The organism is Candidatus Poriferisodalis sp. (assembly GCF_965221945.1).
GTDB lineage: Bacteria > Actinomycetota > Acidimicrobiia > Acidimicrobiales > Poriferisodalaceae > Poriferisodalis.
In genome coordinates this window covers 1,118,401-1,143,467 of the sequence record NZ_OZ244925.1, presented here as the reverse complement: position 1 = coordinate 1,143,467, position 25,067 = coordinate 1,118,401, and the positions used below count along the sequence as shown (strand labels likewise).

The window sequence follows — 25,067 nt, the reverse complement described above, 5'->3', positions numbered from 1 at the left end:
CACCTCATCTGCTCACTTCAGGACTCGCAGCGGCACGCTGCGGGGGCCGCGAATCGGGCCGACCGGCCACGCGACCTCCTCGGGCTCGCGATTGGCAGAGGGGGCCGTGGAACCGTTCTGTCTGGGCAACCGGGCAGTGCTCGCGCAGGTCGGCCAGGATCTCGGGTCCGTTCGTTGCCCATTCGTCGCTCAAGTCGTCGAAATCGGTTGCCCAATCTGCCACCGGGGGTCGCTCAGCCATGTCGATCTCCACTCCGCTGCAGCAACGATGATGTCCCGCCCCGCAGGCCGGCTCGCCCGCAGGTGCTCCCGCGATGGTATTCGCCGACCCCGCCGGCTCGCCGGAAAGCCCCAGCCGTGCCCTCGAGGCATGAGCCAGGCGGGACGCGTACCGTGGTGGCGTGCCGTTGTCGGTGATCGGGATGATCGGCGTGTCGCCGCCCAAGGACGACTCGACCGTGCACGTCATCGAGGGCGGGCTGTCCCGCCAATTCCTCGAGGACTTCAGCCGCGCACACGATGAGGCCGGCTTCGACCTGGTGCTGGTGGGCTACACCTCGACGTCGGCCGACGGGTGGTCGGTGGCAACCCACGCGGCTTCGGTGACCGAGCGGCTCGGCTACCTCGTCGCACACCGGCCGGGCTTCGTAGCCCCCACGCTCGCAGCCCGCAAGGCGGCGACGTTCGACCAGCTCAGCGGCGGCCGCTTCGCCCTGCACATCATCGCCGGGGCCAGCGACAAGGACAATCAGCGCGACGGCGACTACCTGCCGAAGGCCGATCGGTACGCCCGCGCCGGCGAGTACATCGACGTCATGCGCCGGACGTGGACGTCAACGGAACCGTTCGACCACGAAGGGGCCTATTACCGATTCAGCAATGTGCGCGCAGACGTGCAGCCCCTCCAGCAGCCTTCACCACCGATCTTCTTCGGGGGTTCCAGCGGTGAGGCGCTGGAGATGGGGGCCGAGCGCTGCGATGTGTACGCCGTCTACGCCGAGCCCCGCGCCGCCATCGCCGAGCGCTTCGACGACTTCCGCCGCCGGGCCGCCGCCTACGGACGCACGCCGCGTTTCTCGATCAGCGTGCGGCCCATCCTGGGTGACACCGAAGACGAGGCCTGGGATCGTGCTCATCGCATCTTGGGCGGCATCGAGGCTGCCGGCACAGACAAACTGACCGTGGCAGGCAGTCATCGGGGCAAGCCGTACGACCACGGCGGCGAACGAATGCTGGCCTATGCCGCTGCGAGCGACGTGCACGACGAGCGGCTCTGGCTCAAGATCGCCGAGGCAACCGGCGCCCCGGGCAACACCTCGTGTCTCGTTGGCACTCCAGAGCAGGTGGCCGAAGCCATCCTTCGCTACTACAAGCTCGGACTGCAACCCGGGGGCGGACTCAGCGACGTGGGTTACGTGCTGATCCGGGGGTTCGACCCCTTCAACGACGCCGTGGACTTCGGCCGCGAGCTGATCCCACGGATCAAGACTGGCGTGGCGGAGCTCGATGCGGCATCGGACCACAGCGAGGCGGCTGAAGATTCCGGAGAGGCTGCCTTGGCCGCTGCCGATTGAGGCATCGGGCCGACAACAGGCCCACCGGACGATCGAACACCGCATAATCAGACCATCGAAATTGAGGGAGGAACCCATGCTGGACTTGGATCTTTCGGGGCGGGTAGCACTAGTGACCGGCGGCTCGAAGGGCATCGGCAGAGCGTCGGTGAAACTGATGGCCGATCACGGTGCGACGGTCGGCTTCTGTGCTCGCGGCCCGCAGGCGGTCTTCGATCTCGACAGCTACCAACCCCCGTCGGGGACCGGGTCAGCACACGGGTATTTCGGCGACATGTCTGAGACGGATGCCGTGGAGGAAATACTCGAAATTGCCGCGGAACAGATGGGTCCGATCGACATCCTCGTCAACAACGTCGGCGCCTCGCCGTCGCGCAACTTCCTGTACATGTCCGACGACGACTGGACCGAACTGCACCAACTCAACCTCATGTCAGCGGTGCGCTGCACACGTTTCTGCCTGCCGCACATGCGCGAGCAGAAATGGGGTCGGGTCATCATGATCGCCAGTGGCGCCGCGTTCTCCCCCAATGCCGCTCTCATCGACTACGCCGCCACCAAGGCAGCCATGGTTGCCACAGCCAAGGCGCTGGCCGGCAAGTACGGCGCCGACAACGTGCTCACCAACACGATCATCCCCGGGCTCATCCGCACCGACATGTGGGAACGGGCGGCCGCTGAGATCGCCGAAGCAAACGACACTGACGCCGAGGCCATTTTCGCCCGCAACTCCACCGGCGTGCCCTTGGGCCGCTACGGCACCGCCGAAGAGGTTGCTTCGGGCGTGGTCTTCCTGGCCAGCAACGCCGCCGACTACATCAACGGCATCTGCCTAACGATCGACGGCGGGGTCGGAACCCACGTCTGAGCCGCCGACAGCCTTGACACCTTCGCGGCACCCGTTCAGAGAATCCCGGTTACGTTCCGCGCATCCGCCAAGGCAGTGCACGCCCAGCTCGTGCCCACATGTAACGACTCACGCACCGGCAAGGTGCGGGGCCCGCTGCGATCAGGGCGGGACCCTCGCCCACCCCGAAGGCGCCTGCGAGTGCGGGACTTGAGCGACCCACGCACGCGGCGCTGTCCGAACCCGGCTGGGACCCCGCTGTCGTGTCCGTAGCGCATTGCGTTGTGCCCGACTGGCTCCAAGACACCCGTCGACTCCATTTCCCCGCAAGCCTGCGCTGCTAACACGTCACCGGAGTCGGACAGTGTGAGCGTCGCCGACTTCGCGAGCGCTGAGGTCCCAGCCGCTCAAAGCACAGCGAGCCGCGCCGCATGGTTCGACAACTCTCACATGATGAAGCGTTGCCCATTCAGATTGCAGCGGAAGCAGCGGTAGTCGTAAGACTCGGGCAGCTCCCCATGCGTGGCGAATGCCTCCGCATTACCCCTGTTCACGAGGATTACTTCGCAACCGCAGTTCATGCACGGCTCCTCGGCGGGCACCTCGTGGCACATCGCCGCCCGGTGATGACGCGCCGCGCGGTTCTGATGCCGGTTCGGGCTCGCGAGCCACCCCAACACCGCGGCGACGGCGATGACCGCAGCGAAGATCAACAGTCCCTCCACGACCGCAGTCTCGCGCCACCAGCGATCCACCGCTTCGAGCGAGCTGATCGTCGCGACTCGCCTTCGCTAGCAGCTCCACCGGAGTTCCCAATGGGACTACGGCACGTCAGAAGAGGTAGCCGCGGGGTGGTGTTCGCGGCCTCGGATGCTGCGAAGTACATCAACGGCAGCTGCCTCACAATTGAGTGTGGTGTCAGCGCACACGTATGAGTCTCAGCAGCGAGGAACACCATCTGACGAATCCATCATCGTTCCCGTTGTGGCGGGCAGTCATCGAGGTAAGCCGTCTGACGGTGTCAGCGAACGAATGCTGCCCAATGTCGCAGCGAGCGATGTCCACGACGAACGGCTCTGGCTGAAGATTGTCGAAACTTCCGGCGCTCTCGGCAACACCTCGTGTCACGTCGGCACGCCGGAATGGATGACCGACACGATGCTGCGCTACTACCAGCTCGGAGTACCGGCCAGAGGCAGGTCGAGCGACGCGGCATCGGTGCTGATCTGGGGCTTCAACCCCTTCAACGACGCCGTAGACATCGGCCGCTAGCTCATCCCACGGACCAATGCGAACATCGCCGAATTCGATGCAGTATCGGGTTACGGCGAGATCGCTGAACAATCCGGCGAGACTGCTCCAGCCGAGTCAGCCGAGATCAGTTCGGGTCCTCGGGCTTGTGTTCGCGCCAGCGCCAGTAGTCGACTCTGCCCACATCGCTCGCCCACGAGCGCCAGCACAGCAGAGCCAAGCACGACGTGATCGCTGCGCCGATGAAGTAGATCGCCGAAACGGTGTCGGTATAGGCGTCGCCCCCGAAGGTCGGCGCCGCACCCCACGCAACGATGGAGCCGATCGCGATGACTGTTGCAACCAAAGGCGTCCAAGGCACGAGGGGGCCGGGCCGGTACGGAGGCGGCTGAGGCTGTTCGTCGTCGCTCATGCGCGCACCGTAGCCGGCCCCGATTGCTGCGCTCACGGTCGCGTTCGGGACAGCGATAGGGCGACGGTTGTAAGAAATGGCTGCGACATGTGGGTTCCGTCCGGTGTCCGACGACGACTGGACCGACCTGCACCAACTCAACCTCATGTCGGCAGTGCGCTGCACCCGGTTCTGCCTGCCGCACATGCGCGAGCAGAAATGGGGTCGGATCATCATGATCGCCAGTGGCGCCGCCTTCTTCCCCAACGCAGCGCTCATCGACTATGCCGCCACCAAGGCAGCCATGGTTGCCACCGCCAAGGCTCTGGCGGGCAAGTACGGCGCCGACAACGTGCTCACCAACACGGTCATCCCCGGGCTCATCCGCACCGACATGTGGGAACGGGCAGCCGCCGAGATCGCAGAGTCGAACAACACTGACGCCGAGGCGATCTTCGCCCGTAACTCCACCGGCGTGCCCCTGGGCTGCTACGGCACCGCCGAAGAAGTTGCTTCGGGCGTGGTGTTCCTGGCCAGCAGCGCTGCCAACTACATCAATGGCACCTGCCTGACGATCGACGGCGGGGCCGGCACCCACGTCTGAGGCGGCTGCGATCTGAATTGGCCAACCCCGAGAAACGCGGCTCTGAAACTCCGTACAGCCGCGGGCTAGCTTCAGGGCGCACGGGCGCCCGCTACTTTCTGGGCGCGAACCGCACGCACAGGACTGGAGCGAGACAATGGCGCACGCCTACACCAAGAAGGGCCTCGAGACGCAGGAGGCTGTGCAGTCCTTCATGGACGACCACATTTATCCCAATGAGCAGGAGTACCACGAGCAGTACGCCGAGCTCGCCGCCGCGGGAGACGTGCACGCCACGCCCGCGATCATGGAGAAGCTCAAGGCCGCCGCCCGCGAACGTGGCCTGTGGAACCTGTTCATCCCCCACCTCGACCCGCAAGCTCCCGGCACCAAGCTCTCCAACCTGGACTACTCGCCGATTTCAGAGCAGCTCGGCAAGGTCACGTTCAGTTCCGAAGCGCTGAATTGCTCCGCGCCCGACACCGGCAACATGGAGATCCTGAACCTGTACGGCTCGGAACGGGTCAAGCAGCAGTATCTGGCTCCGCTGCTCCAGGGCGAGATCCGGTCCACCTTCTCGATGACCGAGCCTGAGGTGGCCAGTTCGGACGCTTCCAACATCCGCCTGCGGATCGACCGTGACGGCGACGATTACGTGCTGAACGGCCGCAAGTGGTTTTCCTCAAATGCGCTGCGTCCGGAGTGCCAGGTGCTCATCGTGATGGGCAAGAACGACCCTGACGGGCCGCGTCACCGCCAGCAGTCCATGATCGTGGTCCCCCGGCATGCCGAGGGCATCAGGGTGGATCGCGATCCGCTGGTTTTCGGATTCCACGATCGTGGTGGTCACCCCGAGCTGGTCTACGAGAATGTGCGCGTGCCCGAGGACCACATCCTGGGCGGCGAGGGCGAGGGCTTTGCCATCAGCCAAGCCCGCCTGGGCCCTGGCCGTATCCACCACTGCATGCGATCAATCGGCGTGGCCGAGCGTGCGCTGGAATGTATGTGCCTTCGCGCGCTCGAACGCGAGACCTTCGGCAAGTCGGTCGCCCAGCAGGGCCTGATCCAGGACTGGATCGCCGATGCTCGCATCGAGATCGACCAGGCCCGCGAGTACGTGCTGCACGTGGCGCACCTCATGGACACGATCGGCAACAAGGCTGCGGCTCAGGAAATCTCCGGCATCAAGGTGGCCGTGCCGAACATGGCGCTCAAGGTGATCGACCGCGCCATCCAGGTGCACGGTGCTGGCGGCGTTACCCAGTTCTTCCCGCTGGCGGAGATGTACGCCCACATGCGCACCTTGCGGATCGCTGACGGCCCCGACGAAGTCCACAAGATGACCATCGCCCGCCGCGAACTCCGCCGCCACGATCCCGACTTCAGGATGACGTAAGCCATCCGGAACATCAGCCACAGCCGGGCGCGCGCTCATCCAGCGCACCGCGCAGCTGGCAGTAGCTTGGCGCGATGCTCGCAGTTGGCGATGTGGAGTCGTTCTACGCCAACGGCTTTGTCACGGTCGACGCGCTGATCGACCGGGCTCTGGTCGATCCCCTGAAAGAGCGATTCGAGCGGCTGTTCCGCGGCGAATTCGAGACGGGCATCTCTCCAGACGAAGTCAACTGGCTCGAGGACCGCAGTGATCCGACGCTCACGCGGCAGATCTGCAACGGCTGGAAGGCCGACGGGCTCATCGCGTCGACTGTGCTCGACGCTCGCCTAGGTGAGGCCGTTGCCAAGTTGGCCAGCTGGCCCGGTGCTCGCATCGTCCAGGACAATGTGCTGTGGAAGCCGCCAGGAGCCCGGTCACTGGGATTCCATCGCGACAACGCCTACCTGTCCTGGTACACGCCGACGGAGATGTTCTCGTGCTGGATCGCACTGGACGACACGGTGGCGGGCGGAGGCACCTTGGAGATTGCGCGGGGCTCGCATCGCTGGCCTACCGCAGGCGACCTGTTCGGGGAGTTTCATGCCCCCGACGACTACCGGGCTCCGGTCGCGGCAGCCGCTGAAGTCGCGGGCGTCGAGTTAGACATCGCGCCGGTCGAAGTGACCGCGGGAGGCGGATCATTTCATCACGGCTGGGCCTGGCACGGCTCGGGGCCCAACAGCTCCGACCGTCACCGGCGAACCCTGGTGCTGCACTGCGCCAGCAGCGACGCCCGGTTCAACCGGGACGGCTTCGGCGAGGGCAACGGACCCATCTACTCCCGCTACGCCCGCCTCGCCGACGACGAGATGGACGAGAACCACTTCCCGATCCTGTGGCGCAACGACGGATACCGAACCCCCGGAATTTAGGGGCCGCGCGGATAGGTGACGTCTAGGAAAGTTGCTCACGCCTTCTTTGTGCAAATTTGCCGTCTGTGGCGGCATTTCTGCGCAAAGTCCAGGCCGTCGGGGCTGCCGGGCATCGCCGCCTATCCGCTAGGGCTCTTGGTTCGGTGACCACAGGTCATTGCGGCGTAGCGGCGACGTTCGGCGTGGTGTCCTGTGTGGCTGGGGTCCCTATGACGGTCCGAGCGTTCGGCGAGCGATGGCTGCGGCGGTCTGGGTTCGGGTGGCTCCGCTGTATCGCAGCACGGTTGCGTCGGGCAGGATTGCGCGGGTCTGGTCCTTCACTGCGGCGGTGATCGCGGCAGGCCCGCCGATGAACACCACTCTGGTCGGCCGGTAGTCGCACAGTATCTCGGCGGCTTCGGCGGAGAGTCGCCCACTTTCGGTGTAGAGCACCGCGGAACCCGCGGTGCGCGCCGAGAGCGCGGCTGCTCCGCCGATGTCGGGAGGACTCCAGCCATTGGCCACGATGATCGTCAGCTCACCGGCTGGTGCCGCGAGGTGCGGGCCCAAAAACCTCCGGGCCACGCCTGCGGCTGTTGCGGTTCTGGTGGCGCCGCTGACGCGCTCAATGATCGCACCGGGCACAGCGTTGCCTATTTGCGACACTGCGGCAGGATCCACGGCGGCCTCGCCGCCCACGATGAGCACGCGGGCCGGTCGGTAGTCGCGCAGCAGTCGCTGTGTCGCATCGGGCAAGGCGCCGGATGTGGTGTAGGCGACGGCTGAGCGAGGCGTGCGTGCAGAGAGTGCCGCGGCCACGCCGATGTCGGCGGGGCTCCATCCGTTCGCGATGATCACGGTCGCCCCGCCCGCCTCGGAGGCGTCCAGGATCCGTCGCGCGACGCTGGCTGCGGTGTCCGAGCGTGTCGCTCCGGTGATCCGCTCAACCGAGTCCGATTCCGAGGCGCGCCGCATCGAGGTCAGCGCTGCGGCGCTCACAGCGGTCTCGCCGCCCACCACGATCACTCCCGTAGGCAGATAGTCGACCAGCAGATCGCGTGCAGCCACTGACAGTCGGTCGCCTGTGGTGTAGATCACAGCGGAGTCCGGCGTGCGTGCCGACAGCGCTGACGCGACACCGATATCGGATGGGCTCCATCCATTGGCCACGATCACCACTGCTGTGCTCGGCTCAAAACCGCCGCCACCACCGCCACTACCGCCACCAGCGCCGCCACCACCACCCCTGACAGGCCCTGTTCCCGGCGTGGTGCGTGGGGCGGTCACGGTCACGATGACGGTGGTGCTGGCTCTGGCACCGTGGGGGTCGGTTGCTTGGACTCTGAGTCGGTAGTTGGGTTGGGTTCGGCGGTCCGACACGGTGTTGGGCCCGACGCCGATCTGGCCGGTGCCAGGGTCGATGGTGAACGACGGTGCATCGACCTCGAAGAGGCCGTACGTGAGCGGTTCAGCGTCGATGTCGGTGGCTGTCACCGGGTGGCCCACTGGTGCTGCGGCTGGGGCTCCTTCGGCGATCGTGCGTGTTGTCGACGTTGTCGGGAACTTGGGCTGGTCGTTGACCGCGTTGACGGTCACGGTCACAGTCGTTTCGTGGGTCAGGCGTCCGTTGGAGACGGCGTAGGTGAAGATGTCTTTGCCGTTGAAGTCGCTTGCGGGGGTGTAGGCGAGGGTGTTGTCGGCCTCGACGCTGACACGTCCGTGCAATGGCGCGTCGCCGAGTGCCACGGTGAGGGTGTCGCCGTCGGGGTCGGTGTCGTTGGTCAGCACCGCGATGACCACGCGGCTGTCCTCAGCGGTGACGGCGGTGTCGTCTGCGGCGACGGGTGCCTCGTTGACGTCGGTGATGTTGATGATGACTGTGACGTCGTCGCTGGCGCCTGAGGGGTCGGTAGCGGTAACGGTGACGGAGTAGGGCCTGCCGGCGCTCTCGTGGTCCAGCACCGCGGCTGAGCCGACACGGATCTGGCCTGTGAAACCGTCAATGGTGAACAGGTCGTCGTCTGGACCCGACAGGGTGTAGATGAGTCTGTCGGCATCGCCGGAATCGCTGTCGGTAGCTGTGACCGTCGCACCCACAGCGGTGCCCGGCAGCGAGTTCTCCGCGACCGAGCGCGCGACGGGATCGTCGCCGAAGTCCGGCGCTTTGTTGAGCGCGATGGGCGCGGCGCGGGTGGGGAACGCGGTTTCCGCCGCCATGGTGTCAGTGCCGGTGCCGGTGCCGTCGAGGTAGGAGACCTCGACTCGCAGGTGATAGCCCTCGTCGGCGGCCACAGGTGTGTAGCTGCCGGTCGTCGCTCCCGCGATGTCGCCCCAGAGGTCGCCGCCGAGGCGGCGCTGCCACGTCCACTCCTGTGCCGCCAAGAAGCCGTCGGGATCGACGACCGCGGCCCCGAGAGGTGTGCCGACCTGGGGTTGCGGCGGCGACAGCACCAACATGCCGAGCTCGTCCACATCGGCGACCGTGACCAGCACATCTCTCACGACGAGATCGCTGGCACCGGCACGGGGCTGGACCTGCACCACATACTCGTTGTTGTCGTCATCGTCGCCGGGATGCTCAAAATCCGGCGGACGCACGAAGCTCAGCACACCGCCGCTGCTGATCCTGAACACGGCAGCGTCGATAGCGCCCAGCGACCATCTGATGGTTGCCCGCTCAGGATCCGTCGCGGTGAACGCGGCCACCGGCGCCGTGGCGATCTCGTCGTAGCTGATCAAGAAAGACCCGGAGACGCTGGCGATTGTGGCCGCCTCGTCGACGTCGAAGACAGTCACTGTCACGTGACGGTTAGTGGTGCCCTCGCCGTCGGAGGCCTGCACCGCGACGTCATAGACGTTGTCGGCGCCGGCGTCGGCTGGCATCTCGAAGTCCGGCGGAGAGCGGAACCCCAGCGTGCCGGCGGCGATGTCGAACCGAGCGGCATCCGCGCCGCCCAGCGACCACGTGACCGGATCGCCCTCGGCGTCGGTCGCGGTGAACGTGGCCACTGCCGCACTCCCGTTCTCTGCGAACGGCACATCGCTCGGTCCCATCACCATCGGCAGCTCGTTCTCGTCGATCACCGTCACGGTGACCGTCGCGACGGACTGACCGTCGTGCAGGACCACAAGCACCACCGTCTCGCCGTCGTCCTCCACCGCGTCGACAGCCGCCGCGATCCCAAAACTCGTCGACCGGGCACCAGCCCCGAGCGTCAACTCATAGGGCGCTGCCAGCTCACTCCCGTCGGAGTCGGTTAACACGAAGTCATCGCCGACAGCGGCACTGCCTGCCGCACTCATCGACAGACTCTGGGCCTGCTCGAAGGTGACCCCGACGGTGTCAACCGTCACCGTCACCTCGGCGCCCTCGACAATCGCAGGGACCCCCGCGGAAACCCTGAAGCGCGCAACGTCGTCGTCTCGCACCGCGACCGTGGCACGGTTGGGCGAGCCGGTCACATACCTCGCCGGGCTCGCGGTATCAGCGCGCACCAGCGCCGTCACCGTCGCCGCGTCCTCCACGACTGAGTCGTCGACGGTCCTCGCTCGCAGCTCAACGGCGCTCTGGCCGGCTGCGAACGTCACCGTCGACGCCGTCGCGCCGCTGAGGATCCCGCCGGTCCCCGTCACCTCGACGCGCACAGTGAGCGCCTGAGTCAACGGGGTTCCCAGCGTGGCGGTGCGCTCCAACACGAACACCGCATCACCCCCCTCGGTTACCCCCCCCCCCCCCGCGATCGTCACCTCGGGCGTGCCCAAGTCGCTGGCAGGCACAGTGACGGTGCGCGAGCCGATCAACGTGCCAGTCGACGCCAACCGGGCGCTCAACACGACAGTCTCGGCCAGCTCGGCATCAGAATCGTCCACCGCCCTCAACCCCGCAGTGACCGAACTGGCGCCCGCCGCCAGCGTGACCGAGTAGGGCGCCGAAAGCGTCCGGTTCTGGGAGTCCGTGAGCACGAAGTCGTCCCCGGCGTCAGCCGACCCGGCCACAGCGATGCCGATGGCCTGGTCCGCCGCGAACGTGACGCCGTTGGTGACAGCGAACGTCAGCTCAGTCTCGCCCCCTTCAGAGACTTCGTTGCTCGCGGCGCTGAACCCGATCACAGCCGTGTCGGTGTCGGTGATCGTGACCGTTGTGTCAGCGGTCACACCCGCCGAGAACCCCGACGCCAGCGCGCCGAAGCTGAGCACCACCGTCTCGGAACCTTCCACCACGGCATCGTCTCCCGCCTCGAAGGACACCGTCTTGCGGGTCTCGTCCGCCGCGAAGCGCACACCGGAAGCCACCGTGAACTCGCCGAACGAGGCGCTGAGGGCCGACGCGACGATCGGCACCTCGATCTCCAACCCGCCGCCGTGGGCCCTGCTCAGCTCCACCGGCACCTGCAGTGTCGCGCCCTCACCCACGCTGTAAGAGGCAGCACCGAACGTCACCATCACCGGCGGGCCGATCACCACAGCCGGGGGCACGCTCGCCAGCATCATGCCGTCGGCCGCGCAGACACCGCCATCGTCACACGCCTCGCCTGCGACGAACGCGACGGAGATGGCGCCCGCACCCTCAGGCGCCAGCGTCACCAAGTACGCATTCGCCGGCTCGCCCGCCACCAGATGAGGCACCACCGCCGTGACCGTCGCGCCCTGAACGCCCAACGACGGGCTGGAAGCCCCAAAGTCCGCCACCGGCCGGTTGAACGCCACCGCCACCTGCGGGGCATCGCCCACCCCGGAATGGGCCACCGACGTGTAGCTGCCCGCCAGTACCCGCGCCTCGGGCGGCGCAGGAGCCCGCGCCAACGCTTCCGGCGCCATGACCGTGGCCTTGTTGGTGCGGGTACCGCCCACTGACAGCCATTCGCTGCCGGTGTCCGGATCCACTTGGGTGAACACGTCAGAGGTAGCGGCGAAGGGGACGGTTCGATTCGCTCCTCCCCAGCTGATCAGCCAATGGCCGTTGCTCAACCCCTCGATGTGCCCGGACCGGTAGCCCAGTTCGCTCCTGGTGCCGCGCAGCGAATGGTCGCGCACGAACACCGCCTCGCCGTTGTCGAGGTCCAGGGCGTACTCCAGGCCGCGGCTGTACACGGAATTCTCTCGGAACAGATTCTGAAGCGTCCAGGGGTTCCTGGTGCACTCCACGCCATTGTCATACAGGAGCAGGTTGCCGTTGGGCAGCAGCGACGACCCGTGCTGGCCGCAGAACTGCTTCTCGGGGTCGCCGACGATCTCCAGCGGCGGCGGCCCGATGTCGCGCTCGGCCCACTCGGCGACGCTCAGGTTCGAGGGCCCCACCCTCCAGCGGACATCGCCGGTCGCGGCATCGATGGCCAGAACCCTCGAGCATCCCCGCATCGACGCGATGATGTGCCCGTCCGCCATCTGCATGGTGTTCAGATGCGCATAGTCGCCGTTGACAGGCGGGAACCAGTGCTGCGCGCAGTCCTCGAGGGGCATGTGGTCCCACGAGTTCCATCTGAACGTCTCGCTGCCGCCCGGGGTGACGATCTGGATGATCGAGTCCTCCACATAGGCATCGGCCCCGAAGGGCGCGCCGCGGCTGTCGCTGAAGGTCAGATGGGACAGGTCGCGCTCGGTGCCCTGGTAGGCCATCAGCATGTAGTTCCCGTTGTCGAGCAACCGGAAGTCGTGGCCGTCCTGGCGCGTCAGGGGCGGCACCGTTCTCGCCACTGCGAGCTCGTCCAGCTTCTCGTCCAGAATCCAGGTCAATCGACGCTGGTAGGAGTACCGGGGCTCGCCGTTGATGTCGGGATAGAACCGGAAATACCCTCCGGCCGCCTGCCCGACGCGGCGAAGGATGCGGGGAACCCCGTTGTGATCCATGGCCATCAAGTGGTTGCTCTGCGAGAAGAGGATCAGCTCGTCGAGCACGCCGGTCTCGCCCAGCGGCTTCTCGACCACGATCGGTCGCACCTCGTCACCGAAGCAGTGCACGACGTACTGGGTCGCAGCGCCCTGCGCGTCGGCAAGGGCAACGCGCACCGAGCTGGTGCCCGTCACCGGCATCGTCGCGGTCACTGCAACGTCCGCACCTGCATTGGCAACTTGGGTGCCGTTCACCGAAATCCGGCTCGTCGCCTCAGCAGGGTGCATCGTCAACGTCATCGTGTCGGTGTCGTTGCAGCCCACGGAGTAGTGCAGCGTCTGCGCATCGAAGGCCGGCCGCATCAGCCGCCAAGCATCGTCTCCGGTGGCCCCAGCCGAGTCGTCGGTGCTCACCGACAGGCCGCTGAGCTGAGCAGCCGCCACCACCTCAGTCGCCGTCGCCTGGGCATGCGTGCCGCTGCCGTGATTGTCGCTGTAGGAAACGCCGACCCGCAAGAAGCTGCCTGCATCGGCCGCCACCGGCGTGTAGCTCGCCGAGTCCGCCCCCGCGATCGCGGCCCACTCGTTGTACCCGACGCTGCGCTCCCACACCCAGGTCGCCGATCCGTCAACCACACCGTCGGGATCGGCCAGCGCCGCGGTGACGGCCACGCTCGTGCGGGGACGCTTCGTCGTCAGCGACACCGCACCGTCCTCGTCCGCGTCGGTCACCGTCACCGTCACACTCAACGCCGTATCAGCCGTCGACGAAGCTGACGAAGCCAGAAGCGTCACCACATAGGCGTTGTCGTTGTCGCTGTCGACCGGCGCCTCGAAATCCGGCGGCTTCGCGACGATCACCGGCGCCACCGGGTCAGGGTGGAACCGCAGCACCCCCGACGGCTCGTCGATGCTGAAGTGCGCCGCGTCGTCACCGCCCAGCGTCCAGGTGATGCCGTCACGGTCCTGGGACGACGATGCCGTGAACGTCGCCACCCGCGACCAGCCGTTCTCCGCGAAACTCACCTCCGAGGGTCCTTCGGCCGCCTCGAGCTCAATGACATTCCTCAACGTCACCGACACATCCGCGGTGACGTCGTTCGTCCCGTCGCTCACCTGCACCGTCAGCTCATAGATGCCGTCGGCGCCGACGTCGTCGGGCTCCTCGTAGTCGGGGGCCGCGCCGAAGGCCAACACTCCCGACTCGCTCAACACGAACCTGGCGGCGTCCGCGCCGCCCGCCACAGACCAGACCAGTTCGGACTCAGCCGTGTTGTGATCTGTGGCGCCAAGCGTGGCTATCGATGTCGCGCCCTCGTCAACCTCATACGGACCAGCGCTCGTGATCGTCGGCGCGCCCGGGAACCGGGGCCGCGGCACACCGCTGAAATCGAGCGTCGCGGTGGCCGGTATCGAATAGATACCGGACCACTCCGAAGTACCCGTCGAGTTGACCGCCCGGATTCGCACCTCGATGCGGCGCTCGTTCTCCAGACCATCGAGGATCACGCTCGACCCGTTGAATATCGCCAAGATCCCCCGTGCCGCGCTGGGCAGCCGTAGCCAGCCCTGACCGTCGAAGTGCTCGACCTCGTAGGAGTCCGCGTCCGCAGCATCGTCCCAGTCCAGCAACACCCTGCCGTAATGCAATGCCACACCAGCGATGTTCTGCGGAACCTCGGGAGCGTCGCCTGACGCCGCCGTCGCCTGTCCCACCGTCAACAGCCCGACAGCCAATACCGCGACCAGCGCCGCCAGAGCGAACACGTTCATGCGAACCACCACGGCGCGGGCAACCGACACTTCTGCTCCCGTTCAGCAATCTGCCGACCTGACGATCTGTGGACCCCGATTGCTTGTTTTTTTGGGGGGGGGTACGCTGCCGCTCGGTTGACATGCGTTTAGCTCATATATGCCTGAGTCTATTGAGCGCAGCCCTGATCGTTATGGGGGTATTGGGATGAGGATGAAGTATCGAGGCGGCGTTCGGCAGAGTGTCCAGACGTTCTGTACGGGCTTGTGGCGTGCGTCGGGTGGGTTTGCCCGGGGCACAGTGCTGGTCAGCGTGCTGGCCGTCGGGGTGCTGACGGTGGGGCAGGCGGCTGCGTCCTCGGGTGACATTCCCGAGGCGCCTCAGAACATCACCGGCGTGGCTCTGCATCACGCGATGGTGCATCTGGACTGGGACGATGTGATCGGCGCGGACTCCTATGAGATCGAGCTCTTCGACGGCCAACACGGCTGGCAGCGGCTGCCGAGTCCCGAAGATGGGATCATGGCGGTCTTCACCGATTCCAGCGTGATCCTCGACGGCCTCGACGTTGAGCGCTACATGCAAGTGCAGATTCGGGCTGTCAACTCCGCCGGCGCCTCCGCGTGGTCCGAGATCTACTCGATGCCGGGGACTTCGACGTTCAGCTTCAGCGGCCTGCCGCGGCCGAGGCTTGTCGGCGCGCCCAGCGTGCCGACCGGTGTCGTCGCGAGTGCCGAGCTGCCGTCTCGCATCGACATCACCTGGGCTGCCCCGACCGATGTCGGCACCAGCGACGTGACTGATTATCGCGTCGAGTTTTCCCTGAACCCCGACTCGGACTACAGCTGGCACCTGCTGGGCCATACCGGCGGCCCGACGACGATGATGAGCCATACAGAGCTGCAGAGCCGTCGGAGCTACACGTACCGGGTCTCGGCAATCAACGACTCGGGGCGTGGCCCGCACTCGGTGGTGGCAACCGGCTCGACACAGGCGCCTTCGGACCAGCGACGCATCTGCTCTGACGCTCCCGAGCATGAGGTCGCATTGAGTTCGGGGCTGGTGCCGTCGGGCCATGGGCTGGAGGCCGGGGACCGTTTCCGGCTGCTGTTCGTGACCTCGGAGCACCGCAACGCTGTGCCTACCGACATCGGCGCCTACAACCGTTTCGTGGGGGACGTCGCCTCACGCGGCATGACGGCGATTCAGCCCTATGCGTCCGACTTCCGGGTGGTCGGCAGCACCAGGGCGGTCAGCGCACGCTCCAATACCTGCACCCAGTGGACCGAGGAGAGCTTGGGTTACCCGATCTACTGGCTCGGCAACGCTGGTGCTCGCGCCGCCGACGACTACCGCGACTTCTACGACGGCAACTGGGACAACGCCCGCAAGATCAATGAGCGAGGAGAATCGAGCGGGTTCGACTTCGGCACCTACAAGATCGCCACGGGCAGCACACACGCCGGCTCACCCAAGAGACTCAGCATTCCTTTTGACCCCGACGATCCTGTGGACGTCGAGGAACTGGGCCACCTGTCGCATCCGTGTCCTTGGCTGACTCTGGGCGAGAAGCTCGATCAGGCTCCCCAGGATCCATATTGTCAAGCTATCGAGACGGGCGCTAGCACATCCAATACCGAGCCCGACTGCGCTTGGAATACCAACTGGGGCGTGTACACCTGGTTCTGTCAACAGTGGGGGCCACTCGAGGATGTTCAGGGCTACCACGACGGATTCGGGTTTCAAACGACGTTCTCGCACCAAGGCAAGCACGTCCGCGACAACGAGTTCTATTACTACGCGATGTCGCCGGTGTTCCGGATCGAGGGCGGCTGCGATTCTCTGTGGTGCGGCACTGGCACCGTCCTGCCGGTCTCAGACAACAGTCATCACACGTCGTTCACCTTGTCCGAACCGTTCACCTATGGCGGTGTGGACTACGAAGTGACCGGCTTCTCAGCCGATGTGTCGGCGAACGAGGTCAGCCTGACCGTGAGCCCGTCGCCTGCGGCGAACGCCTTCGACTTCCTCACGCTGAACAGCGACGAGCTGCGTTTGCTCCTCAAGGACGCCGGGCAGTCCGACGGCACGTTCACATGGAATGCGGCGTCGTGGATCGGCACCGACGGAGGGCTGTTCAGCGACAACGCCGACTTCACGGTGACCTTGGACGTCGATCTCGTGCCTGACGCCCCGACCGAGCTGTCCGCGCAGGGTCGCGGCCGCGAGGTCATCGATCTGCAGTGGGCGGCGCCCGCCGATCCCGGAGGCGGAGCGATCACCGGCTACCGGATCGAACTGTCCCTGAACGGCGGCTACGACTGGAATGTGCTGGTCCCCAACACCGGCACGGCCGACACGACGTGGACGCACAGCGGGCTGAGCGCCGGCGCACGCCACTACTACGCGGTCTCGGCGATCAACGGGGGAGGTTTCGGTCCGCGCTCGGAGACCGCGTTCGGGGCGACCACACCCGCACGCGTGCCAGATCGGCCGATCAACGTCGAGCTGACCAAAGCCGACGACGAGCCGCACATCCTGGTCTGGGACGCACCCGCCGACGACGGCGGCACGGACGTGACCGATTACGTCGTGGAGCGCTCATGGGACGGTGAGAGCTGGGAGCGGCTGCCCAATATCCGCTCGGACGAGCTCTTGCTGTTCAGCACCACATACCTTGACGATGTGCAGCTCGACCGTTCGCTGCGCTACTACCGCGTCTCAGCAGTCAATCGGGTCGGCACCGGCCCGGCCAGCGTCATTTTGCAGGACGGCACCGCGGTGATCACCCCGCCGGACAAGCCCTCGGAGCTGTCCATGCAACGCTCCGGCGACCTGATGACGCTGAACTGGAACCCGCCCGCCGACGACGGCGGCAGCGCCATCACGGGCTACAAGTTCGAGAGTTCGCGGAACTGCGTCGAGTGGGATCTGAGCGAGTTCGAGACAACCGCGACCTCCTACAGCGAGGAGGCACCATCTGAAGCTGTGGTGTACTGCTTCCGGGTTGCAGCAGTCAACGCTGCCGGCTCGAGCTCTCAGTACGCCTTGGCCACCAGCGCGGCCAGCGCACCGGATGCGCCCGAGAGCCTGTCGGCCTCGGCGACCCAGACGGAGATCACGCTGTCGTGGGAGGCGCCCGCCGACGACGGCGGTGCGAAAATCACCGGTTATCACATCGACTGGTCGCCTGACGGGGTCGATTGGGCCTTGCTCGAACAGCAGACCGTGTACACGGAGAATCGGTTGACGCACCTCGGCAGGGTGTCCTCTGAGCACAGCTCCCTGATCCCGGACACCGAGTACCACTACCGGGTCGCTGCACAGAATTCGGCGGGCACGAGCGCGTGGGTCAGGCTGACCCACTCGACCGAACCCGACGTGCATGATGCCGCGACGTGGTCGGCGCTCTTGACAGTGGGCGCGACTCAGTACGGCGAGGATGCATTCATGGGGTACAGCGTCTTCAATCCGGACACGAACACGCCGTTGGGGTCGCTGTCGTCGACCGATTTCTTCGTCGATAAGAACGGCCACACCATCGCGGTCCTAGCAGTCGTCGGCGACACCTTGTGGCCGACTCTCGGCCACAACGTAACACCGGAGTCCTTCACGCTCGCGATCGAGGATCAGCAGTTCAGTTCCGCGGACGCGACGGTGCCCCGCCAATCCACCTACTCCAGGGTGTACCAGTGGCCCGGCACCACGCTGGACTGGTTCGAGACCGACATCGTGAAGGTCAGCCTCACCATCGACTCCCCCGCCGAGGAGACAGGGCCCGCCGGCTTGCCCGAATCCGCTGAGTAGATCGAACCTGCTGAGCCGCGGCAATCCCGTATCGCCGGAACAGAATTCTCCTTGGCCGTGGGCGTTGCGTCGGCAGCGGCCGGTTAGGAACGCCTAGCGTCTCGTGTCAGCGACGGGAGGGGCGTCGATGGCACTGACGGTGCAGAGATCGCCGGCAACGAACGACTACCGGCTCCTCGTGCAGGACGACCGGATCCACGGCAGCCTCTACACCGATCCGGGCGTATTCGCGGACGAGATGGAGCGCATCTTCACCGACGGCTGGGTCTTCGTGGGCCACGAGTCCGAAGTGCCCGACATCGGCGACTGGGTCTCCCGGCGGCTCGGCACCGAACCGGTGCTCATGGTGCGCAACCGTGACGGCGCCATCAGCGTGGTTGCCAACCGTTGCGCGCACCGCGGCACCACCTTGTGCCCGCAGAACGACGGCAACAACCGCAACTTCCGCTGCTCCTATCACGGGTGGACCTACGACCTTGACGGCACGCTGCTCGGCGTTCCCGGGCCCAAGGGCTTTCACAAGGACACTGCCGATCTGGGACTCGACCGCCCCGGCCAGGTAGACGACTACCGAGGGTTCGTGTTCGCCAACCGGAGCGGCACCGCCGGGCCGCTGAGCGAGCATCTCGGCGCGGGCGGCACTGACCTCATCGACCGCACCTCGAACATGTCGCCAACCGGCCGAGTCCGCCTGTCAGCAGGCTGGATCGGCCAGCGGATCGATTCGAACTGGAAGATGTGGCCCAAGAGCGACAACGACGGCTACCACCTCAACTTCACGCACGCATCGATGGCTCGGGCAGTCCCCGACACGTACTACGACGAGATCGTGATGACCGGCGAGGGCGCCTCGGAGTCAGTCACACGGGCCTACGACGGCGGCCATCTCGAGCTGGACTTCCGTCGCAGCTACACAGCCGAGCTGGCCTGGCTCGGCACCACGCGCGAGAAGGTCGCCGACTACTGCGAGGCCCTCGAGCATTCCTACGGACCCGAGAAGGCCAAGGCGATCATGTGGGACGGACCGCCGCACGCACTGGTGTTCCCGAATCTGTTCCTGGCCGAGATGAACATCGCCCGGATCGAGCCCGTGGCGCCGGGGGTCACGGTGCACCACCACACTCCCCTGCTGGTCGAAGGCACCGATGAGAGCATCAACCGCCGGCTCGTGCTGCAGTCAGAAGCGGCGATGGGTCCCGCATCGTTCTTCCTGACCGACGACGCGGTGATCGCCGAGCGCATGCACCGGGCCTTCGAGGGAGCAGTCGTCGGCAACGACGGATGGGTCGACCTCAGCCGGGGCCTCGAACGCGAGCATGCAGAGGACGGGCAGCGCTGGAGCGACATCACCGACGAAACCACCAATCGCGGCTTCTGGCACCACTACCGCGACGTCATGGCCAACGTCATGGTGAACAGTCCGCACAACGGAGCCTGAGCCACTGCCATGACGACCGTCGACGAGCCAACGCGCCGCGACATCGAGGCGTTCGTCTACCGCGAAGCCCGACTCGCCGACGAGTCCCGCTATAACGAGTGGGAAGCACTGGTCACCGACGACATCCACTACTGGGTGCCGTGCGGTCCCGGCAACTATGAGCCCGGCACCCGAGTCAGCTACATCAACGACAACCGGGCACGCCTCGGCACCCGCATCCGCCAGCTGGCAACCGGCGTCCATCACGCGCAGGATCCACCTTCGTCGATGCGACGGGTCGTGTCGAATATCGAGATCCTGAGCGCCGAGGGCGACGAATACGAGGTCGGCAGCAACTTTGTGCTCTACGAGCATGCAGTCCAGGCAACCGGGCACCTGCGCCTGTGGGCGGGACGGGCGACACACCGCCTGCGACGCACGCCCGACGGCCTGCGCATGGCGGCCAAGAAAGTGGAGCTCGTGAACTCCACATCGCCCCTGCCAAACCTGCCCTTCATCATCTGATGCAGCTTTGGTGGAGTGATTCGCCCTGGGTCGTGCACAGTTGGCTGACTCCGCCTGGGCCTCTGACGCCTTCGGACAGGGCGGGGTAATCTGGGCAGCGATGGTGCTAGCCGCCGACGCTCCGATCGTTGGGACCGGCAGGGACTACACGCACCTGGTGCAGGACTACCGGGTGCACGGGAGCCTGTACACCGACCCGGCCGTCTTCGCCGACGAGATGAAACGCATCTTCACCGACGGCTGGGTGTTCGTCGGCCACGAGTCCGAGATCCCCGGTGGCGGCGACTGGGTTGCCCGGCGGCTCGGCACCGAGCGAGTGCTCATGGCTCGTGCCCACGACGGCGAGATCAGCGTGGTCGCCAACCGGTGCGCACATCGGGGCACCACCCTGTGTCCCCAGTCCGAGGGCAACAGCCGCAACTTCCGCTGCCCCTACCACGCCTGGACCTACGACCTCGACGGGATGCTGCTGGGAGCGCCGTTCCCGCAGAGATTCGCCAACGAGAAGCCCGACGTCCGGCTCGACCAGCCCGGCCAGGTCGGCATCTACCGGGGTTTCGTGTTTGCAAACCAGAGCGGCACGGCCGGCCCGCTCAGCGAGCACCTGGGATCCGGCGGCAGCGACCTGATCGATCGTGCAGCCGACATGTCCCCCACCGGACGGCTGCAGCTCAGGGACGTGGCTATCGAGGCCGAAGGCGCCGAGAAGGCAAAGCAGATCATGTGGGACGGGCCGCCGCACGCGTTTGTGTTCCCGAACCTGTTCCTGGGCGAGATGAACATTGCCCGCATCGACCCGCTCGCACCCGGGCTCACCGAGCACTATCACACGCCGCTGCTGGTGGAGAGCTCGGACCTTGGCATCAACCGGCGCGTGATCCTGCAGTCCGAGGCGGTGATGGGACCAGGCGGCGCGAGATCTCCGAGTTCCTCTAGCACGAGGCGGTGCTCGCAGACGAGTCGCGGTACGAGGAGTGGGTTGACCTGGTCACCGACGACATTCACTACTGGGTGCCGTTCAGGGCCGGTGACTACGAGCCGGACTCCCGGGTGAGCTTCCTCAACGACAACCGCAATCGGCTGACGACCCGCATCCAGCAGCTGATGAGCGGCCGGCGCTACTCGCAGGTGCCGCAATCACCGATGCGGCGGATCATCTCGAACATCCAGATCCTCGCCGTGCATCCCGGCGAGGGCGGCGACAGCGGCGACGGCAGCGAGGGCGGCGAGGGCGGCGACGGCAGCGAGGGCGGCGACAGCGGCGACGAGTACGAGGTGGGCAGCAACTTCGTCCTGTACGAGCACGCTGTGCAGGCGACGAACGACATGCACATCTGGGTGGGCCGTACAACCCATCGCCTGCGCCGCACCCCCGACGGCCTGCGCATCGCCCGCAAGAAGGTCGAGTTCGTCAACTCCACCTCCGCGCTGCCGAACATGGCCTTCATCATCTGATCGACGCCATGACGCACGCCGCGAAGCGCTCCCTGAAGCACGCCCTGAGAGACTCCTTGAAAGACCAGTCGTGCATCGTCGGCGTCGGCGAGACGGCATTCGTGCGGGGATCGGGCCGGACGGTGCTGAGCCAGGTGGCGGAGGCCTCCAGCCGGGCCATTGCCGACGCCGGGCTTGTCGGCAGCCAGGTTGACGGGCTGGTCCTGTCGGGCAGCAAGGTGTTCGGTGAGGCGCTGGCCGCAACCGTGGGCTTGAGCGATCTCACCTACATGGCCTCGGTCCACCTCGGCGGGGCCAACCCCGTCGCCGCACTGCAGAACGCGGCAATGGCTGTCGCCACCGGGGTGGCGACGGCGGTGCTGGTGCCCTACGGCTGGAACGGCTACTCCGAGACGCGGATCAGCCGGCGCGAGGAGGGGCAACCGGGCACCGACGCCGCATCCGGCGCAGAACCCGTTGCCGGCGACGACACCATGAGCCAGGCAGTGGCCAACGCCTATGCCCCGATGGGGGTGTTCGGGCCGGTGCAGTTCTACAGCTGGCTGGCGACGCGCCACAGCCAGCTCTACGGCATCACTCCCGAGCACACGGCAGAGATCGCACTGCTGAGTCGGGCAAATGCGCAGTCGAACCCCAAGGCGTACATGCGCGGGCGACCGCTGACGCTCGACGACTACATGGCGTCGCCGATGATCTCCTCCCCGCTGCGCATGTACGACTGCTGCTTGGAGACCGACGGGGCGTGCGCAGTGGTGGTGACCTCAGCCGGGCGCGCCGCCGACGGACCCCATGCGCCCGTGTACATCAGCGGCGTCGCCGAAGGGCACCCGTACCCCGCGGACGATTTCGAGAGCCGCGCCGACCTGGCCGACATCGGCTTGGTGCGCGCAGCGCCGCGGGCCTTCGCCATGGCCGACGTGAGCCCTGCGGATCTGGACTTCGCCCAGATCTATGACTGCTTCACCTACGTGGTGCTCCTGCAGCTCGAAGCCCTGGGGCTGTGCGGCACGGGCGAGGTCGGCGACTACGTCAGCGGGGGCCGGTTGCGGATCGACGGCGCATTACCCATCAACACCCACGGTGGGCTGCATTCCGAAGCCCATGTGGAGAGCCTCAACCACATCGTCGAAGCCGTCCGGCAGCTGCGCCACGAAGCCGACCTGCAGGTCGACGGCTGCGAGGTCGGGTTGGTCACGGGCTGGGGCAACTTCGCCGAAGGCTCCGCCGCGATCCTGCGCCGATGACTTCGGCAATGGGCGACGCAGCCGAGTCCGACGGCGGCAGCGCCAAACCGCAGGTTGCATCTGACGGCGGCAGCGCCAAACCGCTGCCGCGGGGCGAGGGCCTCTGGGGCGAGTTCTTTGCCTTCTGCGGCCAGGGCGAGCTGCGATTCCAGCGCTGTGAGGACTGCAGAACATGGAGGCACATGCCACGCGACGGGTGCCGCAACTGCGGTTCGACGCAGTGGACCTGGCAGCGCTCCAACGGTCGCGGCCGCATCTACACCTGGACGGTGACCCACCGGGCCCTGCACCCCGGCTTCGCTGACGACGTTCCCTACGCAGCAGTCATCGCCGAGCTGGACGAGGGCGTGCGCATCACCGCTCTGGCAGACGGGATCGACGCCGAAGACCTCCGGCTGGGTATGCCGGTGCAGGTCGTCGTGCGCGATGACGGCACCTACCAGATCACCCCGCGCTGAGCCACGACCTCAGACCCACGACTCAGACCGCAGCAGGTTCATCCTCGCTGACGCCGGTCATCAGCAGCCCGACGCGGTCCGTCGTGGCCTCGGCGCGAGGCAGGTCACACATGGCTCGCCCCTGGAACAGCACGACGATGCGATCCGAGAGCTGCATGGCCTCATCGAGATCCTCGCTGATGAGCAGGATGGCAGCGCCGGCGGCACGCTTGGCGAGCAAGCGTTCGTGGACATACTCGGCCGCGCCGATGTCGATGCCTCGTGTGGGCTGAGCGACGATCAGCACCTCGGCATCGGAGGAGAATTCCCGAGCAATCACGACCTTTTGGATGTTGCCGCCCGAGAGGTGCGAGGTCTGCGTGGCGATCGACGGCGTCTTGACAGCGAATCGCTGCACGAGGTCTCGACAGCGCTCCGCGATGGCGCGGAACTGCAGCAGTCCGGCGCGTACGTAGGGCCGCTGCTCGTATTCGACGAGCATCAGGTTCTCCGAGACCGTCAGCTCCCCCACGGCGCCATGCCGCATGCGCTCCTCGGGCACGAACGCCACACCCCGACGCCGCACCCGCTTCGGCGACGGCGTATCGATCGGCACGCCGCCGACCTCGATGGCTCCAGATTCTGCGGGCCGCAGACCGAAGATGGCCTCGGCCAGTTCTCGCTGCCCGTTGCCCGACACTCCGGCAATGCCGACGATCTCGCCACTGGCGACTCGCACCGAGAAGTCCTCCAGCGCTGCGTTGCCCCGGTCGCCTTGGACGCGCAGGCTGTCGACGACGAGCAGGTCGTCCCCGGCTGGCTGCGGCGGGACATCGCGGCCAAGCCGTACTTCCCGGCCCACCATCATCGATGCCAGGCCTTCGCGGGTCGTCTCTGCTGGTGTCGTGCGGCCGACGACGCGTCCGTCTCGCAGCACCGTGATCTCGTCGGAGATCTCCATCACCTCGGCCAACTTGTGGGAAATGAAGATGAGGCCGCGCCCCTCGTTGGTGAGCGAACGCAGCGTGGCGAACAGATCGGTGACCTCGGGCGGTGTCAGGACCGCCGTGGGCTCGTCGAGCACCAGCAACCGAGCCTCACGATACAGCGCTTTGAGGATCTCGGCCCGCTGGCGCTCGCCGACCGCAAGCTGCCAGATGTACGCATCGGGATCGATCTCGAGGCCGTGCTGCTCGGAGACCTCAACGAGCCGGCGGCGCACCGGACCCATGTCGGCGAGTCCGCGACGCCCATGCAATCCGAGCGCGACGTTCTCGGCCACAGTCAGCGTGGGCACCAGCATGAAGTGCTGGTGGATCATGCCGATCCCGTGGCGGATGGCGTCCGCAGGCGAAGTGACGTCAATCTGTTCGCCCTGGATCCGCACCGTGCCCTCATCGGGCCGATACAGCCCGTACAGAATCTTGACGAGCGTGCTCTTTCCGGCGCCGTTCTCGCCGAGCAGCGTGTGCACGTGCCCGGGCTGGACGACGAGATCGACGTCGGAGTTGGCGATGACGCCAGGGAACCGCTTCGTGATGCCGCGCATCTCCAGCATCGGCGCCGCCGGGGCCCCGCTTGATGGCGAAACCCCGGCGGCCGTCGTGCCGTCGTGCTGATTCATCTGCTGTGCCACGGGATCATTGACAGGCAGGTGTCACGTGTTTG

18 protein-coding genes are annotated in these 25,067 nt (G+C 66.4%); 13 read left to right on the top strand and 5 right to left on the bottom strand.

Annotation, left to right across the window (positions count from 1 at the left end; translation table 11 throughout):
* Positions 1–4: 4 nt before the first annotated feature.
* The gene (locus ACOQPH_RS05370; protein ID WP_420623695.1) at positions 5–241 is read right to left on the bottom strand and encodes a hypothetical protein; all 237 of its coding nucleotides are present in this window, start codon (positions 239–241) and stop codon (positions 5–7) included.
* 160 nt (positions 242–401) lie between these two features.
* On the opposite strand from ACOQPH_RS05370, the gene ACOQPH_RS05365 reads away from it, so the two are divergent.
* Both ACOQPH_RS05365 and ACOQPH_RS05360 read left to right on the top strand, forming a co-directional pair.
* Entirely contained in the window at positions 402–1,574 is a 1,173-nt protein-coding gene (locus ACOQPH_RS05365) for an LLM class flavin-dependent oxidoreductase (protein WP_420623694.1), read from the top strand.
* A 76-nt stretch (positions 1,575–1,650) separates the two neighbouring features.
* On the top strand, positions 1,651–2,442 hold the full coding sequence (locus ACOQPH_RS05360) for an SDR family NAD(P)-dependent oxidoreductase (RefSeq protein WP_420623693.1): 792 nt from the start codon (positions 1,651–1,653) through the stop codon (positions 2,440–2,442).
* A gap of 425 nt (positions 2,443–2,867) precedes the next feature.
* Here the strand turns inward: ACOQPH_RS05360 and ACOQPH_RS05355 are convergent, their stop codons facing one another.
* Positions 2,868–3,146 carry a hypothetical protein gene (locus ACOQPH_RS05355; RefSeq protein ID WP_420623692.1) on the bottom strand — a complete coding sequence of 93 codons (279 nt, stop codon included), beginning with the start codon at positions 3,144–3,146 and terminating at the stop codon, positions 2,868–2,870.
* Between the two features lie 190 nt (positions 3,147–3,336).
* Between ACOQPH_RS05355 and ACOQPH_RS05350 the strand changes: the two genes are divergently transcribed.
* Positions 3,337–3,693 carry a hypothetical protein gene (locus tag ACOQPH_RS05350; RefSeq protein WP_420623691.1) on the top strand — a complete coding sequence of 119 codons (357 nt, stop codon included), beginning with the start codon at positions 3,337–3,339 and terminating at the stop codon, positions 3,691–3,693.
* 106 nt (positions 3,694–3,799) lie between these two features.
* Here the strand turns inward: ACOQPH_RS05350 and ACOQPH_RS05345 are convergent, their stop codons facing one another.
* Positions 3,800–4,084, bottom strand: coding sequence for a hypothetical protein (locus ACOQPH_RS05345; protein ID WP_420623690.1), 285 nt, complete (start codon positions 4,082–4,084; stop codon positions 3,800–3,802).
* A gap of 103 nt (positions 4,085–4,187) precedes the next feature.
* On the opposite strand from ACOQPH_RS05345, the gene ACOQPH_RS05340 reads away from it, so the two are divergent.
* From ACOQPH_RS05340 to ACOQPH_RS05330, 3 genes are all read left to right on the top strand, one after another.
* Complete coding sequence (locus ACOQPH_RS05340) at positions 4,188–4,667, top strand: SDR family NAD(P)-dependent oxidoreductase (RefSeq protein ID WP_420623689.1); 480 nt, start codon at positions 4,188–4,190, stop codon at positions 4,665–4,667.
* A 136-nt stretch (positions 4,668–4,803) separates the two neighbouring features.
* A complete protein-coding gene (locus tag ACOQPH_RS05335; protein WP_420623688.1) occupies positions 4,804–6,042 on the top strand; it encodes an acyl-CoA dehydrogenase family protein in 1,239 nt (412 codons plus the stop codon).
* Positions 6,043–6,116: 74 nt separating this feature from the next.
* The gene (locus ACOQPH_RS05330; protein WP_420623687.1) at positions 6,117–6,953 is read left to right on the top strand and encodes a phytanoyl-CoA dioxygenase family protein; all 837 of its coding nucleotides are present in this window, start codon (positions 6,117–6,119) and stop codon (positions 6,951–6,953) included.
* Between the two features lie 207 nt (positions 6,954–7,160).
* On the opposite strand, the gene ACOQPH_RS05325 is transcribed toward ACOQPH_RS05330, so the two are convergent.
* Positions 7,161–14,534: a cadherin domain-containing protein gene (locus ACOQPH_RS05325; RefSeq protein WP_420623686.1), complete on the bottom strand. Its 7,374-nt coding sequence runs from the start codon at positions 14,532–14,534 to the stop codon at positions 7,161–7,163.
* A 187-nt stretch (positions 14,535–14,721) separates the two neighbouring features.
* Between ACOQPH_RS05325 and ACOQPH_RS05320 the strand changes: the two genes are divergently transcribed.
* From ACOQPH_RS05320 to ACOQPH_RS05290, 7 genes are all read left to right on the top strand, one after another.
* Positions 14,722–18,321: a fibronectin type III domain-containing protein gene (locus ACOQPH_RS05320; RefSeq protein WP_420623685.1), complete on the top strand. Its 3,600-nt coding sequence runs from the start codon at positions 14,722–14,724 to the stop codon at positions 18,319–18,321.
* Between the two features lie 127 nt (positions 18,322–18,448).
* Complete coding sequence (locus ACOQPH_RS05315; RefSeq protein WP_420623684.1) at positions 18,449–19,759, top strand: aromatic ring-hydroxylating oxygenase subunit alpha; 1,311 nt, start codon at positions 18,449–18,451, stop codon at positions 19,757–19,759.
* A gap of 9 nt (positions 19,760–19,768) precedes the next feature.
* Positions 19,769–20,263, top strand: coding sequence for an aromatic-ring-hydroxylating dioxygenase subunit beta (locus tag ACOQPH_RS05310; protein WP_420623683.1), 495 nt, complete (start codon positions 19,769–19,771; stop codon positions 20,261–20,263).
* Positions 20,264–20,363: 100 nt separating this feature from the next.
* Positions 20,364–21,317 carry an aromatic ring-hydroxylating oxygenase subunit alpha gene (locus tag ACOQPH_RS05305; RefSeq protein WP_420623682.1) on the top strand — a complete coding sequence of 318 codons (954 nt, stop codon included), beginning with the start codon at positions 20,364–20,366 and terminating at the stop codon, positions 21,315–21,317.
* Entirely contained in the window at positions 21,209–21,718 is a 510-nt protein-coding gene (locus tag ACOQPH_RS05300) for an aromatic-ring-hydroxylating dioxygenase subunit beta (protein WP_420623681.1), read from the top strand. Before ACOQPH_RS05305 ends, ACOQPH_RS05300 begins: the two co-directional genes overlap by 109 nt.
* Before the next feature lie 8 nt (positions 21,719–21,726).
* The gene (locus ACOQPH_RS05295) at positions 21,727–22,962 is read left to right on the top strand and encodes a thiolase C-terminal domain-containing protein (RefSeq protein ID WP_420623680.1); all 1,236 of its coding nucleotides are present in this window, start codon (positions 21,727–21,729) and stop codon (positions 22,960–22,962) included.
* Complete coding sequence (locus ACOQPH_RS05290; RefSeq protein ID WP_420623679.1) at positions 22,959–23,420, top strand: Zn-ribbon domain-containing OB-fold protein; 462 nt, start codon at positions 22,959–22,961, stop codon at positions 23,418–23,420. The genes ACOQPH_RS05295 and ACOQPH_RS05290 overlap by 4 nt, the downstream gene beginning before the upstream one ends.
* A gap of 22 nt (positions 23,421–23,442) precedes the next feature.
* Here the strand turns inward: ACOQPH_RS05290 and ACOQPH_RS05285 are convergent, their stop codons facing one another.
* On the bottom strand, positions 23,443–25,023 hold the full coding sequence (locus tag ACOQPH_RS05285; RefSeq protein ID WP_420623678.1) for an ABC transporter ATP-binding protein: 1,581 nt from the start codon (positions 25,021–25,023) through the stop codon (positions 23,443–23,445).
* Positions 25,024–25,067 lie beyond the last annotated feature (44 nt).